The sequence below is a fragment of the Sulfolobus islandicus Y.N.15.51 genome (assembly GCF_000022485.1).
Taxonomy (GTDB): Archaea; Thermoproteota; Thermoprotei_A; order Sulfolobales; family Sulfolobaceae; genus Saccharolobus; species Saccharolobus islandicus.
In genome coordinates this window covers 622,289-637,848 of sequence record NC_012623.1, presented here as the reverse complement: position 1 = coordinate 637,848, position 15,560 = coordinate 622,289, and the positions used below count along the sequence as shown (strand labels likewise).

At 34.2% G+C, this 15,560-nt stretch carries 14 protein-coding genes; 7 read left to right on the top strand and 7 right to left on the bottom strand.

Going from position 1 to position 15,560, the window contains the following annotated elements; translation table 11 throughout:
* The first annotated feature begins 10 nt into the window (after window positions 1-10).
* Window positions 11-547 (top strand): MogA/MoaB family molybdenum cofactor biosynthesis protein, encoded by a 537-nt coding sequence (locus tag YN1551_RS03325; RefSeq protein ID WP_012717191.1) that lies wholly within the window; start codon window positions 11-13, stop codon window positions 545-547.
* Here the strand turns inward: YN1551_RS03325 and YN1551_RS03320 are convergent.
* Window positions 534-2,393, bottom strand: coding sequence for a 4Fe-4S dicluster domain-containing protein (locus tag YN1551_RS03320; protein WP_012717190.1), 1,860 nt, complete (start codon window positions 2,391-2,393; stop codon window positions 534-536). The genes YN1551_RS03325 and YN1551_RS03320 overlap by 14 nt on opposite strands.
* A complete protein-coding gene (locus YN1551_RS03315; protein ID WP_012716512.1) occupies window positions 2,386-4,611 on the bottom strand; it encodes a DEAD/DEAH box helicase in 2,226 nt (741 codons plus the stop codon). Before YN1551_RS03315 ends, YN1551_RS03320 begins: the two co-directional genes overlap by 8 nt.
* Window positions 4,612-4,644: 33 nt before the next feature.
* On the opposite strand from YN1551_RS03315, the gene YN1551_RS03310 reads away from it, so the two are divergent.
* From YN1551_RS03310 to YN1551_RS03295, 4 genes are read left to right on the top strand one after another with little or no spacing between them, the layout of a single operon-like run.
* Window positions 4,645-4,866: a hypothetical protein gene (locus tag YN1551_RS03310; RefSeq protein ID WP_012714188.1), complete on the top strand. Its 222-nt coding sequence runs from the start codon at window positions 4,645-4,647 to the stop codon at window positions 4,864-4,866.
* Window positions 4,867-4,885: 19 nt separating this feature from the next.
* The gene (gene queC / locus YN1551_RS03305) at window positions 4,886-6,280 is read left to right on the top strand and encodes a 7-cyano-7-deazaguanine synthase QueC (protein WP_012716513.1); all 1,395 of its coding nucleotides are present in this window, start codon (window positions 4,886-4,888) and stop codon (window positions 6,278-6,280) included.
* Window positions 6,281-6,317: 37 nt separating this feature from the next.
* Window positions 6,318-7,178, top strand: coding sequence for a sulfite exporter TauE/SafE family protein (locus tag YN1551_RS03300; RefSeq protein WP_012717189.1), 861 nt, complete (start codon window positions 6,318-6,320; stop codon window positions 7,176-7,178).
* Entirely contained in the window at window positions 7,168-7,551 is a 384-nt protein-coding gene (locus YN1551_RS03295) for a DUF1634 domain-containing protein (protein WP_012714191.1), read from the top strand. Before YN1551_RS03300 ends, YN1551_RS03295 begins: the two co-directional genes overlap by 11 nt.
* On the opposite strand, the gene YN1551_RS03290 is transcribed toward YN1551_RS03295, so the two are convergent.
* On the bottom strand, window positions 7,528-8,148 hold the full coding sequence (locus YN1551_RS03290; RefSeq protein WP_012712067.1) for a hypothetical protein: 621 nt from the start codon (window positions 8,146-8,148) through the stop codon (window positions 7,528-7,530). The two genes, YN1551_RS03295 and YN1551_RS03290, sit on opposite strands and share 24 nt — an antisense overlap.
* Window positions 8,149-8,250: 102 nt before the next feature.
* On the opposite strand from YN1551_RS03290, the gene sul7s reads away from it, so the two are divergent.
* Window positions 8,251-8,430, top strand: coding sequence for a winged-helix single-stranded DNA-binding protein Sul7s (gene sul7s / locus YN1551_RS03285; RefSeq protein ID WP_012712068.1), 180 nt, complete (start codon window positions 8,251-8,253; stop codon window positions 8,428-8,430).
* Between the two features lie 7 nt (window positions 8,431-8,437).
* Here the strand turns inward: sul7s and YN1551_RS03280 are convergent, their stop codons facing one another.
* The 3 genes from YN1551_RS03280 to YN1551_RS03270 all read right to left on the bottom strand — a co-directional run bounded on the left by YN1551_RS03280 (window position 8,438) and on the right by YN1551_RS03270 (window position 13,644).
* A complete protein-coding gene (locus YN1551_RS03280; RefSeq protein ID WP_012717188.1) occupies window positions 8,438-9,055 on the bottom strand; it encodes a trimeric intracellular cation channel family protein in 618 nt (205 codons plus the stop codon).
* Window positions 9,056-9,540: 485 nt separating this feature from the next.
* Complete coding sequence (locus tag YN1551_RS03275; RefSeq protein ID WP_012717187.1) at window positions 9,541-12,519, bottom strand: COG1361 S-layer family protein; 2,979 nt, start codon at window positions 12,517-12,519, stop codon at window positions 9,541-9,543.
* Window positions 12,520-12,588: 69 nt separating this feature from the next.
* Window positions 12,589-13,644, bottom strand: a complete 1,056-nt coding sequence (locus YN1551_RS03270) for a M24 family metallopeptidase (RefSeq protein WP_012716515.1) — start codon at window positions 13,642-13,644, stop codon at window positions 12,589-12,591.
* Window positions 13,645-13,685: 41 nt separating this feature from the next.
* Between YN1551_RS03270 and YN1551_RS03265 the strand changes: the two genes are divergently transcribed.
* Window positions 13,686-14,669, top strand: a complete 984-nt coding sequence (locus YN1551_RS03265; protein WP_012714195.1) for a histone deacetylase family protein — start codon at window positions 13,686-13,688, stop codon at window positions 14,667-14,669.
* A 2-nt stretch (window positions 14,670-14,671) separates the two neighbouring features.
* Here the strand turns inward: YN1551_RS03265 and YN1551_RS03260 are convergent, their stop codons facing one another.
* Window positions 14,672-15,520, bottom strand: coding sequence for a zinc ribbon domain-containing protein (locus YN1551_RS03260; protein WP_012716517.1), 849 nt, complete (start codon window positions 15,518-15,520; stop codon window positions 14,672-14,674).
* Window positions 15,521-15,560 lie beyond the last annotated feature (40 nt).

The following is a 15,560-nucleotide window of genomic DNA, read 5'->3' as shown; positions in this document are numbered from 1 at the left end:
TGATTAATCTATGTCATCACATAAACAACATAGGCAACATGCGCCTACTAATATAAATTTTTACGTAATTACAATTAGCACTTCTAGATATGAAAAGATGATGAAAAAAGAGCCAGTAATAGACGAGTCCGGGGATATTATAAAACAGCTAATTATACAATCGAATTATAATGTAGTAGGCTATGATTTGGTGCCAGATGAAAAGGTAAAGATACTTAAAGCATTTGCAAATGCCTTAGATAATTCCCAGACTGACGTAATTATATCAACAGGAGGTACTGGTTATACACAGAGTGATGTTACAGTAGAGACTATAAGAAGAATATTCGATAGAGAAATTGAGGGTTTTTCGGATGTATTTAGACTAGTGAGTTATAATGATCCTGAAGTAAGATCTGCATCATATTTGACCAAAGCAACTGCTGGAATAGTAAACGGCAAGGTAATTTTCTTACTGCCAGGTTCGCCAGACGCTGTAAGATTAGCCATAAGGGAGTTGATATTACCAGAAGTTGGCCATTTGCTCTATATTGTTAGGAGAAAATAATTTTAGTTAGCTTATCCATTAAGATCACTTTAATATTTTCAGTTAAGTTCATACTATTTAGTTTGAAGTATAGTAGAACTAGGTTCTCTATGTTCTCGCCTTTAATTATTCCATCTATTAATGTAGAGTATACTTCATCTACTATTCTATCGTCAATATCCTTGTACCAGCCTAAGTCTTCTTCAATATCTTCTCTTAAATCTTTCGTGGCAATTTCTAACTTTTTGAAAAAGTTATTAATGTAGTTTTGATCTAGATTTATTTCAAGTAGATCTATTGGTGTTTTAATATTTAATTCCCTTGCAGTTAATGGACATAATGTAATTTTTTTCTCTATTGTCCTATTGATATTATCTTTATTATTGAGAATATTAAGAAATACACTACTACAAGTAAAATTTGACTCGTTTAATTCACTTCTTAGCAAGCATGGTATGTGAAGATTATCTTTATTGATTTTTAAGTCATTCATTGCCAATAACTGTAAATTGTAGATATCCACTACAGTCTTTTTCTTTAATCTCTGTAAATAGAAATACTCTTCAGGTGTTATCGTATAAATTTCCTTAAACTTTAACAATTCTTCTAAACTAGATTCATCCTTAACTATTTTTGAGAAGTCTTCGGCCAGGTAAAATATACCTAATCTTTTTCCTTTTTTAAGTAGATAAATAAGAGATTTAATTATTTGATCTTCAAGTTCCTCTGATAGGGATGTTATTATTAGTACACTATTTAGATCACTCTTAATACTTCTAAGCAGATTCTTAGGTGGTATTTGATTAATTTTTGTCACTTTTCTTAGTTCCTTAGTGATGTCTAATCTTACGGGACAGACTTGTTCACACAGACCACACATATGGCAATTAGCTAGATCGTTCTCCTTCTCGAAATACGAAATCGAATAGAAGCCTAGAGGAGTGTGAAATACATCATTAGTTTGTTCACCATATGGGCAAACACTAACACACTTACCACAAAGAATGCATCCATTAAATAAACCTTCTCCTTCTGTAGTAGAATACTCTAGAGTATTTCCTATAGACTCCAGTAGTCTATTGGAGTATATGGAAAAAGCAATTTCATCCTTTCTAAACCTTATTACTGAAAGCTGGGATTCTTTCATAAGATTAATTATATTTTCAAGATCACTTAGAGATGAGTACCCTAGATACCAATACTCATATTCTAACTGCTCAACTACTGGTGAGATCTCGTCATAGAATCCATTTAATAATTTCTGTAACAGCACTTCTCTTATTTTGGGATATGATATTAGTATGTAGCTTTCCATCCCTTTCTTTACAAGGCTGACTTCCCTAAATACGGGTATTCTTGAAGCGTACCAACTCTTTATGATAGGAATTAATTCAGATAATTCCCCATCTAATCTTTTATAAATAATTTCCTTGTCCTCTTTTTTCAGATAAACGTTTATTACAATCCCACCCTTATATCGTCCAGAGTAATATTTACCGTCTAGGTAGGCATCGACTTCGACCCTCCCATTTATCTTGCCAAATTCATTAAAGCCTATAATTGGGTCATTAAAATACACAGACCCTCCAACTGTAAAGTCCATATTAGACCAGAATTCTACCTTATATTTTTCAAGAACTTCCCTCCACTTAGTACCAGCCTTTATTTTTAGTTTCTCACCTAAGTCATCTATCCCCCTATAATCAATGAAATCTACTACATTCTCACCCTCTGACCCCCTAAAATATTCATATCTAGGTACAGCATTTGGCAACATTGACGAACCTTCTGAGTATTTTATTACGTTTTTTACCTCAACGTTACCTATTTTTGTTGGCTTGAGTATTCTGTAAAACTTATTATGCAATTGGACTTCCCTCCCTATCCTTACTTCCTCTCCTGATTGAACCTCTTATTAACCCATCTATTAATCTTAATGATTTTTTCCTTGATAAATATTTATTATTATTACCACAATATGGGCTATATACGCAATTAGGACATCCATCCTCACAATTACAATTCTTAACTATATCTAAGGCAACTTCATAAGCCTGGTCTAATCTTTCAAATAGCAATTTAGCGATTCCACTTCCACCTATGGAAGAGTCGTATATTACAACGTGCCCACTAGGATAGCTTATTCCCCCTAGATCAGTTAACGAAGCTCCTGCGGCAACTCTTGCTGCAGATATTAATACATGTTCGGTTGCATGGTAAGCCTCCATATGATCTATTAGAGTGAAGTCATCTATTAACGGGTGATATATCAACAGTCCCTTTGTATTATATGTAAACGAAATGGGGTTCTCATAGAAGTATTCATTCCTCCCACCTTTACCTTTTAAATATACGTCATAAGTTACATAACCCTCTACTCTCATGAGTAGTTTCATTTCTCCATACTCTACTTTTTCTCCATACACTTCCCTCTCATCCTTCTTATTAAACTCCAACAAATCCATCGAATAGAGGGGTTTAGTATAATATGACAGTTCATTATTAACTTTTCTTGCTTTTGCTATTAATCTGCCAATATCAAGCTCTTCTATAATGTAGGTCTTTTTTGAAATTAAGTATACTGCGTTTGGATATAAATCATGTAGTGCTGCTGGAAGTTCTCTTTCACCAATTTTCTTCTTATCTTCGTATATCCTTACAATAGGACCTACACTTCTAAGAGATGTGGAGGCAAGGTACTTTTTAGTTTCTGAAACTGCCAAAACGTTGCTGCCTATAATTTTGGCTTTTCCTTCAATATTTAACATTTCATATGCTTTTTTCCAGAGAGGAGGTAAATTGTCTAATCTTATTCTATATTTTTCAGCCAAATATGCTAAAGCGTGAATCTTAATTACTTCCATGTTTGTAGGATCAAATGTTAGCGGTTGAATTTTTCTGTTGAAGAACTCCTCTGGATGCCTAAGATAGTAGCTATCTATAGGATCATCTCCTAAAATTGTAAATATTAATCCGGCGTTATTCCTCCTTCCCGCTCTTCCAGCTCTCTGAATATATTTAGTATAACTTGGTGGATTTTCTGCCATTATCACTGCATCTATACTTCCTATGTCTATTCCTAATTCCAATGTAGGTGTAGCAACTACTCCGTCCAGTTCTCCATTTCTTAATTTTTCCTCTACTTTTATCCTCTCTTCAGCATTTAAACCCGCCCTATGTACTTCCAGATTCACTCTAAATCTATCAGCTATTTTAGCTACTAATTCTGTCATCTGTTGAGAATCGGTAAACACAAGTACTTTAAACCCTTTTTTAACTAGAACTGCAGCCAAATAAGCTGCTAATGTCCACCTACTAGAATTACCACTATCTATTAGACCATGTAGCGCAATTCCTTTTCTTCTTCTTGTACCTTCTATAATTTCCCCCTCAACTCCGAACAACTCCCCAAATAAGTATTTAGTAGCGCCTATAGTCGCACTTGAGGCAACTATGTGAATATCATTTTTGAACTCCTTGATTCTATCGGCTAGATTTCTAATGTGCGCACCTAAAACGCCCTCATATACGTGAACTTCATCAAATATAAAATGATCAGCTGTCCTTAATAAGAATCTAAATCTGTTACTTAGTGCTAAACCTAAATGTATCATATCTGGATTAGTTATTAATATATGAGGAGGGTTTTTATACAATCTTTCTCTCTCTTTTTCCGGTGTATCTCCATCGAAAATCCCAATATTCAATCCCAACTCTCCTGCTAATTTGTAAACTCTAGTAAGTTGGTCCCTTGCCAGAGCTTTTGTGGGATATATTAGAACGCTTCTTTCGCCCCTTAGCGCTAGGTCTAGAATTGGTATCAAAAACGCTTCAGTTTTACCGGTTCCAGTTCCCGATACTATCATTACGTTTTCCTTATTTTTTATTTTTCTATATGCTTCATATTGATATTTATATAGTCGTTCAATTCCATATTCTGTAATAGTTTTCTTTAACTTATTGTCAATATCCATTTCATTTATGGATGGTCCTAATTCGGGTTCAAGAAAAGTTTCCGTATGAACGTGCGCTATCCTAGCATTGAACGTTTTTAGCTTATCATTTATTTCACTTAGAATTTCCACAATTTTATTAACTATTTCATGTAGGTTAAAAGCATGGTGGATGTCCTTAATACCAAAAAAGATGTTGAGGTATTTCTGTCTAAACAGAGAGAGAAATGTAAATTAGGAGATGTTATCACGGTTGTAATAACTGAAAACACATTAGAAGATATTCCTTTTATAGCGTCAAAATATGGATTCTCCATGATTGATGGTGAAAATTTAGAAGGAGATCTAATTATGATAAAATTAGAGCTTAGACAGATTTTTAGGTAAGCTATAAAGGTATAAACAAGTGTGTAGTGTATCTGGAGTCCTTATATTAAACCCTAAAAATTTTGACAAAGTTGAGCGAAAATTAGCTGATATTCTCAAAAGGGCAGAGGATAGGGGTAGGGATAGTTTTGGAATTGTTGTAATTCAAAAGGACGGTACGGTGAAAGTGAGAAAATCCGTAGGGAAGCCTTCAGAAAAAGAGGAATTGCTGTATGGAATTTTAGATGAAGACTCTAGAGTAGTAATAGCTAATAATAGGGCAGAGCCTACGACTGAATATGTTAGACAGAAGACTGAAGAGGATATTCAACCCTTTATCGGAGATAGATATATTGTAACCCATAATGGAATAATAGCGAATGATTTAGAATTAGAGAAAAAATACGAGCTTAAAAGAAAGACTAAGATCGATAGTGCAATTCTTCCATCACTTTTAGATAAAACATGGGATGGTAATATTGGAACATTAAAGGGAATTTTAGAACAAATTAGAGGAAGCTTTGCTTTAGTTATAGGTGATAAGAGGAATCATGATAGAATATTTCTAGCTCAGAACTTTAAGCCATTATACATGGCTTATGACTACTCGTTGGAGTCAATATTCTTTACGTCTCTTGATGAGTATTTTGACGTAAAACCATTTGACCTAGTAAACGTAACTAAACTAGAACCTTATTCTGTAGTAATGGTGAGTTCAAATAAGCAAATAACTACGTTACCGATCATAGAGAAAAGAAAAAAACATAAGGTACTTGTCGTGGCAAGTGGTGGGCTAGATTCAACTGTTGCGGCTACTAAACTTTTAAGGGAAGGTCATGAAGTTACCCTAATACACTTTAATTACCATCATAAAGCTGAGGAAAGGGAAAGAGAGGCAGTGAGGAAGATTGCTGAGCATTTGCAAGTTCCTCTAATTGAAATAAATACAGATTTATTTAAAATGATAGGTCACGCTACGCTAATAAAGGGAGGGGGAGAGATAGTTAAGGATAGGAAAGGAGAAGAAGGAGCAGAGTTTGCGCACGAATGGGTTCCTGCAAGAAACCTAATTTTCTTTTCCGCGGCATTAGCAATTGCTGAAGCTTATGGATACGACGCAATAGCCTCTGGGATAAATTTAGAGGAAGCTGGAGCTTATCCAGATAACGAGATGGAGTTCATAAGGATGTTAAGTAAGTTAAGCCCCTATGCGACTGGCCCAAATAAGAAAGTGGAGGTATTGATGCCAGTTGGTAATTTAGTGAAGCATGAAATAGTAAAGCTGGGATACGAAATTGGTGCTCCATTACATTTAACATGGAGCTGTTATGAAGGAGGGCAAAAACATTGTGGAAAATGTGGACCTTGTTATATGAGGAGAGTGGCGTTTAAGATTAATGGACTTAGAGATCCAGTTGAGTATGCTGAAGAATGATCGAATACTTTAATAACCATTTGGATAGTACTTTTTTATGCTATCTCCAATAGAATTTTTTGTTATAGTTGTGCTAATTAGTGCTCTTTCAGGTATACTAGGCGCTCTGACTGGTTTAGGTGGAGCTACGTTTTTAGTACCAATTTATACATTATATCTAAACGTACCTATTGCATATGCTTCTGGAGCTAGTCTAATTTCAACTATAGCAACCTCTAGCGGTGCGGCAAGTGCCTATATTAAGGATAGAATAACTAATGTGAAAATAGGTATGGGGCTTGAAATAGCTACTACAACAGGTTCTATAGCTGGAGCCTTGACAGTAGCCTACATTTATGCTCATCATTTAGAATTTATAGTTTATATTGTTTTTGGGATTGTTTTACTTTCTCAAGTTTATGTACAACTTGATAAGTCTAAATTTGAGCTTCCTAAACCCATTAAACCAGATTGGACAACTAGAGTTTTTGAGCTTTATGGGAAATATTATGATACGGTATTAAAACGAGAGGTTGAATATCACGGTGTGAGATGGTGGCTTGGCGAAATAATTATGTTCTTTGCAGGTTTCATCTCTGGTTTGTTAGGAATAGGTTCGGGCGCACTGAAGGTTTTAGGTATGGATTGGGCGATGAACCTACCAATGAAAGTTAGTACTACTACCAGTAATTTCATGATTGGTGTAACAGCTGCAACTGGAAGTTCAATTTACTGGATATTCGGATATATACAGCCGTTTTTGGCAGCGGGTACTGCGTTAGGCGTTTTGATTGGGGCATTTATTGGAACTAAAATATTAGTGAGAGTTACAAATAAAACTATAAGGTATATTTTTACTGTAATTCTCATATTTCTAGGAATTCAAATGATACTAAGGGGGCTAGGATATGGACTTTAACAGTATTATAGGTAATGCGTTAAGAATAGGCGTAATAATTAGTGCAATAATAATAATTTTCGGAGTAGCCCTACTATTTTTGAATAATGGTTCAAACGGGTTTACTATTACTCAGATATCAAATTCAAACTCAATTATTAATAGTTCAATCTTTAAACCTTCTGAAATATTTACTGGGTTACCTAAGCTATACGGTTTAGATTATATATACTTAGGACTAATGGTTCTAATAGCTACCCCAGTTCTTAGGGTGTTATTAGGAATAGCACAATTCGCTTCTGAGAGAAATAAATTATATACAATAATAACTATAATTGTATTTTTCAATCTAATGTTTTCAATATTTATATTACCTATACTCATAAGTAAGTAAAATTTTACCACCTTTCAAATACTCCATTCTTTTTTCTAAAATCTTAAGATTTAATTCCGTATACTCATCTATAACTTGCTTAGTAAGTAATTTACAGAAATTACTCTCAACTACCTCAGAGAAACTTTCCTTGAGAGTATTCAATATCATATTATAATCAATTGAAGATAGCAGTTCTATTCCATTTTTAAAATCATCCTCATTAGCCCACAGATTAAATCTACTCACCTTTTTATCGATGATTTGTATTATGTAATACAATGGTTTCCAAGCAGATAGCGAATGGCCATGATCGATGATAAATCCTTTTCCATTCTTTGATAGTACATGATCTTCCTTTAAATCTATGTTCAAAATCCACTCTTCGAACGCTAAACTCATCTTGATTTCATCTAAGTTACTTATGTTCTCCTTTGAAGCTTTATCCGGCAAATAATCCATTAAAAGTCCCGTTTCTTCTCCATATTCTATTAAGAATACTTCTGGTATAGGCAAACCTAGTAGTTTGCCGACTTTTGAAGCGAATAATTCAGATACGATTTCCAAAGCAACGTTTATATCTCTCTCTTTTTTTACAGGCTTAAAGTATAATAACAATGCAGTGGTAAAAGTTTGGCCAGAAATATAAAATTATCTTATAACATATATACGGACCTTTTTAACACAAACTTATTTTACATATAGTTATATTATAATATAATGGAAGATGTTAAACAGTCTGTAGAAAAAATAATAAAGGATCGAGAGTGGGTGACATTCAATGATTTGTTAAAATACATACCATATCCTGCTCCAGAAGTTTACGATGCATTATCTCAACTTATTAAGGAAAATAAGGTAGGGAGAAGAGGAAGATATTTCTACTACATAAAGAGGTAAGCAAGAACTAACTTTTATTAGATTTTCGTTTAGGTAAATTAAAATTATATTTTATTGCAAGAACTCTCAATAAAAACGTACTTAGAAAGCTTGCAAACAAACTACCATGATGCAAATAAGGAGTAGTGAAATAGTATATTACTCCACCAAGAAGAGCTGCAGTGGCATATATTTCTTTCGTGAGTATCATAGGTGTTTCGTTTACAAGAAGATCCCTTATTACACCCCCTCCAGTACCAACAATAGCCGCGATTAACCCAACTGATATTGGATTTAATCCATAAGAATAAGCTAATGACGCACCTAATGTTGCAAAAGTTGAAAGTCCTATGGCATCGCTTATTATAATTACCATTTTTATTGGATTGGTCTGTAACCATTTATAGAAGTAAAAGACGAAAATAGAAATACAGACACTTAGTAGAAGATAATTCCATTCCTTAAGTATATCTGGTGGATATATGCCTAGTAAGATATCTGCAAGTATACCTCCAGCATAACTAGTTACTACCCCTAAAATCGTTACACCAAAAATGTCTAACCCTTTATTAGTTCCCTTAAGAGAACCAGAGATTGTAAATGCAATTATACCAACTACGTTAAGTAATTCTAGGGTCATATACATTGTCAAAGAGATTCTTTACAACCTATAACTTTTTCCTATAGACTATCATAAGTCATTAAAATTATAGTAATTAGAATTATATGCAAAACGGTAGATTAATATTACATTAGTAAAAATCCGCTTTTTTCTCAAAAGGAGTAGTTGATAAGATAAAAGGACTTTCTAATTTAAATTCTTGCTAAGTTGAGAGCTCATGTTGAATTCTAACAAGAATATACTTAACTTCATGATTTCGAACTTACATATAATTAATAGTCTCATGAAATTATAGATTAGTCCTTTTTACTACGTACTTTCACCTATTAGATTTTCAGCTTAGTGCCTTTTTTCATTAATCTTAAAATTTTTATCAAAACTGATAAAGACGAGAGAAGAAGTATCAAAAGTATGAATAGCAAAGAGAAGAGTAAGGCTAATTCCGAATAAATTGGTCTAAAAAATAATGTTAAAAGTATAAAAGCTCTTATCATTATTTTAAAGATGTTTCATTTTCTTTTATTTCTTACTCTTAGGAGTACTGTGACAATCACTATACTTATTATTATTATCACTATAACTGCTATTATGCCAGCGGGCGATTTAAAGAACTGCTCATAGAATGGAGGAGATATTGTTACATAGAATGTATCAGACTGCTCAAATGGGAATAACGAACCAGTTTGATTCCATATCAAAGCTATTGCCAATGGGTAAGTTCCGGAAGATGCTCCACTGCTCACATCGACTACAAAAGTTACATTTATTGTTTGTCCAGGAGCAATATCTCCAGCGAATACCTCAGATGCCGTCAGTGCTTGTAATGGGTTTGATGAACTTACATGAGGATATATTAGATTAGAAGTACCTAGCCTAACTATAACGTTCTTAGCTGTGGAATTTCCATTGTTTTTAAGAGTTATTGTGATTGGTACGTTACTATCTCCTGCACTTAGTGAAGGGTAAGATACTCCTGCTATGATCAGATTAGCCTTGGGATATATTTGTAATGGGTATTGATAAGTTTCTTTCCCACCATCATAGGTAATGGTAACGTTTATAATATAGGTTTTAGGTATAGTATCATTTGGAACATTTATGAGGAATGTGGCATTAACTGGTACTCCTACTGGTAGTGCTCCTAAATGTAGTGGATTAGAAGATATGACTTGGAATGGTGATCGAATGCTCACATTGGCGTTTTCTGCTATGCCACCTCCAAAGTTTGTTAAAATTACCAATAATCTAACATCGTAATAGCTAGGAAATACTTGAGGTGGAATTGTTATTAAATTTACTGAAATATTTGGTGAATAAATTGTTATTGGGATCGTTATTGTGGTTTTGTGATTGAAGTAATACAGAGTGGCTGGTATGTAGTATACTCCTGGTGTCGCATTTGGAAACACGCTTATAGTTACCGTAGCATAATTTTCTTGTCCAGCTGGCACAATACCAATTTGTGCATTAGTCTGATGGAAGATTAATGGATACTCTACGTTCTGAAAAACTAAGGTAGCATTGAGAATATTAACGTCACCAGTGTTTTTGAGTAAAATTGTTAAAGGTACATCGTTCTCACCTGAAGAAACTGTTATTGGGGACGTTACTCCTCCCCACAAACTTTGAGCTTGTATTGTAATATATCCTAGGATATCAACCGTTATCATTATGTTTTCTTTAAATCCACCATAAGCCACTAAGGTTGCTGGTATGTAGTATACTCCTGGTGTCGCATTTGGAAACACGTTAGCTGTAACTGTTACGTAATTATAGCTACCTGCGGGAACGAAACCAACGGAGGCGTTTTGCTGGAGGAATTGTATCGGATAATGAGATTGTAATATTAGGCTCACATTTGTCATTAGGTTTTCTCCAAGATTCTTTATTACTATCGTTAACGGTACGTTATTCTCTCCTGGCGCTACTAGTATCGGATTAGATAAAGAACCCCATACACCCTCTACCGAAACTTGATTCAATGACTGTATATATATTGGAACTTTTACATATTGTATCACACCATCGTAGTACATTACTTTTGCGGTTATGTAGTAAACACCAGTATTTGTTACATTGGGATAAACATTTGCAAGTACTGTTACTGGTATAGGATAGCCTACGGGAATGTTTCCTATTGTTACATTGTTCTGCAGGAACTCTACTGGATATTGTGATTGTAAGAACAAGGTTGCATTCGTTATAGAAACTATTCCAGTGTTTTGTAGTATTATTGTTAGTGGTATGTTGTTTTCTCCTGGTCCTACTACCATTGGGTTTGATGTTGTTCCCCATACTGAGGATGCAGAGAAATTAACATAGCCTAAAATGTAAACTGGCATTTCAAAAGTTTGCATGAATCCTCCATCATATGCAACTAACGTTATCGGTACGTAATATACTCCAGGTGTTACGTTCTTATAGACGTTTGCTACTACTGTTACGTAATTATATCCTCCAGCTGGTACGAAACCTATCATTGTATAATTTTGGAGGAATTGTATCGGATAATGAGATTGTAATATTAACATGACATTGGATAATAGGTTCTCGCCAAGGTTCTTTACATAAATAGTAAGGGGAAGTAATGTTTCCCCAGGAGCAGCAACTATTGGATCAGATGGTGTACCCCACGCATCTTCTAATGATACTTGATTAGATGAGCCAATATCAATGGGTACTAATACTGTTGTAGTTGCATTATGATAGTATATTATATTTAACCTGATATAATACAAACCTTGAGTTACGTTAGGATACACTGAAGCCATTACAGTTGCTTCTCCATAATATCCTGCCGGTATTGCAGAAATTGTGGCATTATTTTGCAGGAATTTAACTGGAAACTGTGAGTTTAGTTCTAATGTTATATTAGTAACTAATGAATTACCTAAGTTTTGTAGTATTATTGTTAGTGGTATGTTGTTTTCTCCTGGTCCTACTACCATTGGGTTTGATGTTGTTCCCCATACTGAGGATGCAGAGAAATTAACATAGCCAGCTATTACTACTGGTACTAAAACGTCATAAGTTGCCTGGGTACCCGAGGTAGTGACACCTTGGACTATTACTACATCAGTGTATGTACCAGTCTTAGCAGCACTGGCTATATCAAATAGGTAAGTAACATTTACTGTTTGTCCTTGATTCCACAAGGGAATATGCGTAAGTTCAGTTCCATTATTATAGGGGTAAAGGTAAAACGGATAAGTATCTGCAGGAATTATTGTTACATCAGTTAAGGTTTGGCCTAGGTTAATCAGATGGAAGGTTATTGGTACCTCGATTTCGCCAGGTGTTATTAGTTCGTTGCTTGTTGCATATCCTTGAATCGGCGTGGATTGTGATGATATTGGTAATGCTAAATATGTTAGAGGAGATAATATTACAAAAAATAATATTATTAAACTCCTTCTCATCAAAATCACCTTCAAAAAGATATATCTAAATGCTTTTAAGTGTTTTCCTTCTTTTGTTCTTAATATCACGAAGAATGATCATAGATGCTATATTACCACTTAAAGAGAAATTATGAATTTAAAAAATTAGTAGTGTATTTATAGAATGTATAATTCTTTTTGCAACGTATTTAGTACTTTCCCATATCCTTTTTTTACTACTACTTCGTCTTCTATTCTTATACCAAATTTGCTTGGTAGGTAAATTCCAGGTTCTATAGTAAACACCATATTCTGCTCTATTACATCATCGTTATCTGGAGAAATGTATGGATCTTCATGAACGTCGATTCCTATACCGTGTCCAGTCCTATGAATAAAGTAAACCCCATATCCCTTATCAGTTATAACTTTTCTAGCAATATCGTCAATCTCCTTAGCCCTAATACCCTCTCTTACGTGTTTTTCAGCCTCTTCATTCGCACTTTTGACGATTTCTACAATTTCTAAAGCTAAAGTGTCATTAGGTCTACCTAATGTAAACACTCTTGTAGTATCTGTAGAATATCCCTCATACTTTATTCCGTAATCTATAACTATTACCTCACCTCGTTTTATCTTTTTATCACTGCATCTCAAGTGGGGCATAGAAGAGTTAGGACCAGAGGTCACTATTGGATCAAATGAGATATAACCAGCTTCTCCAATCAAGAAGCTCTTTAGTTTTCTCTCTATTTCGCACTCCGTTATATTTTCCTTTATATTCGGTACAAATTCTAAAAGAAGTTCTTCTGCTTTCTTAACACCTTTCTCCATTTTTTCTATTTCCTCATCATCCTTTACTTGTCTAAGCTTTCGCAATATAGCTGAAGCTTTACCTATTCTTCTAGGCCTGAACCTATTTAGTATTTCTATAGTGAATAGTGAGAAGGTCGTATCGTCAATTAAAATATTGGAACTCTCCTTTAAATTTAGTTTGGAGTATGGATCCTCCCCATCTCTATAAACGATAAGTGGTAATTGCTTTAATTGCTGCTCATAGAGTTTTGGAACGAGCATGAAATAGTCGTCTTTAGTGACGAAAAGTAAAAGCGGCCTTTCCATCTGTTCCTCTGAAAATCCTACTAAATAGAACATGTTACTAGTAGTTCCAATTATCAGATAATCTGTATCAGTCTTCTCCAATTCCTTTTGTAATCTCTGTATTCGATCCATGTTCTAAACTTAAATAGACGTGTTATAAAAAGATAGGCTAAATGATAACTATTGTTTATGACGATATATATAGGTATCACGCTCCAAAAAAGTATCACGTAGAGAACCCTAGTAGGATAGACAAGGCATTATCTGCAATTAATCAACTTGAGGTTAAGTTTGAGAAACCAGTTAGGGTTGATGATCCTCAAATAGTACATTCAGAAGATTATATTAAATTAGTTGAAAAGCACTCTAAATTAGAAGAGAACTTAGATGCGGATACTTATACTAACAAATACACCTACGAATCCGCACTTTATGCGATGGGTGGTGCATTAAAGGCTTTTGAGACTAACGGATTTGCATTAGTGAGACCTCCTGGTCATCACGCTGGAGTCAATGGAAGAGCTTTAGGAGCTCCTACTTTAGGTTTCTGTATTTTCAACAGCGTAGCATATCCTATTAAGAGGTATAAGTTAAAAAGAGTGGCTATTATTGACTTTGATGTACATTATGGTAATGGAACGCAAGAAATCTTTTATGATGATCCAGATATTCTGCATATTGATGTACATCAAGATCCTAGGACCATCTATCCGGGTACCGGCTTTGTGGATATGATAGGTGGGAAAGACGCTGAGGGGACTAAGATCAACTTACTGATACCTCCTTTAGGTAGTGATGATTTATATGAGGAATTAATTCCAATTATTCAAGCTATTCTAGACGATTTCAAGCCAGTGGTTGTTGCGTACTCTGCTGGTTTTGACTCTTATGTTGGTGATGGTCTGGCTTCAGTTAACGCTACTGAGTATACGTTTTATAATTTTGGTATGATTAGCAATAAATTTACTAGAAAATATGCAGTTTTAGAGGGAGGTTATAATAAAGGTTTAGTAAAAGGTTTAAAGGCATTTTTAGAAGGATTTGCAAACTTGAAAATAGAATATAAAAAATATAAATCAAGTGACACAGTTAAGTCTAGGTTTATGAATTATCTAAGTGAAGAGAAAAATATTTTGAGGAATTATTGGAGTATCTAGTATTAGCAAGTGTAGTAGCATTTTAGTGCTATATTATAGGCAGCATTATAATCTCTATCTGCTTTATATCCACAAGCTGGACATACAAATAGCGAACCTAGTATTTCACCTTTCTTATATCCACATTTTGCACACACTCTTGATGTATTGTACGGGTCTATTTTTCTATATCTAATACCTCTCTTTCGTATCTCGTTTTCTAGCATATTCTGTAAAGCTCGTAATCCTTTACCCGTTTTCGTCTCAAAATATTCCAAATTCTCCATTGCGACTATTTTTGGTTCCAATTCTTCAATAAAGCTTACAGCTTCGTAAAGGATTTTTCTAGCATTAGTCTTCATTTCCTCTAACTTAATAATTCCTTGATTTTCACTTAAGAAATTTGCAAACTGCTCCATAAGTTTAGGTTCGTTAAAGAATCTCACTTTCCATGGTTTGTTATCCTTTAACGCAACAATTGTTATTAGGTGACGTAAACCTAGGTCTACTCCAACTATACTAGGGTTCTCTTGATAAGCTAAATACACTCTTACATCGGTATCCGTATACTCCACTATGGCGTATAACGGTGGCCTAGAATCACTTTTTATTTTAACTAAAGTATTATACTCTTTTATTTTTATCATATCGTCGTCAACTACTTCTATCTGAAGGGGGCCATCTCTAGGAATTCCTCCAGTAAGTATTGAAGTTACAATAGATTTGGGTAAGGTAGGAGGTGGATCTACCTTTTCCTTAATCCCTTTCTTTCTTAATGCGTCAACATAGAGCTTGTAATATACAATTTCCTTTTGAATATCCTTTAATTTACCATAATCTATAACTTTTGCTTCTATGAGACTCTCCTTCATAAATTAATATTATAATCTTCATGCTTAAGAATTTATACTT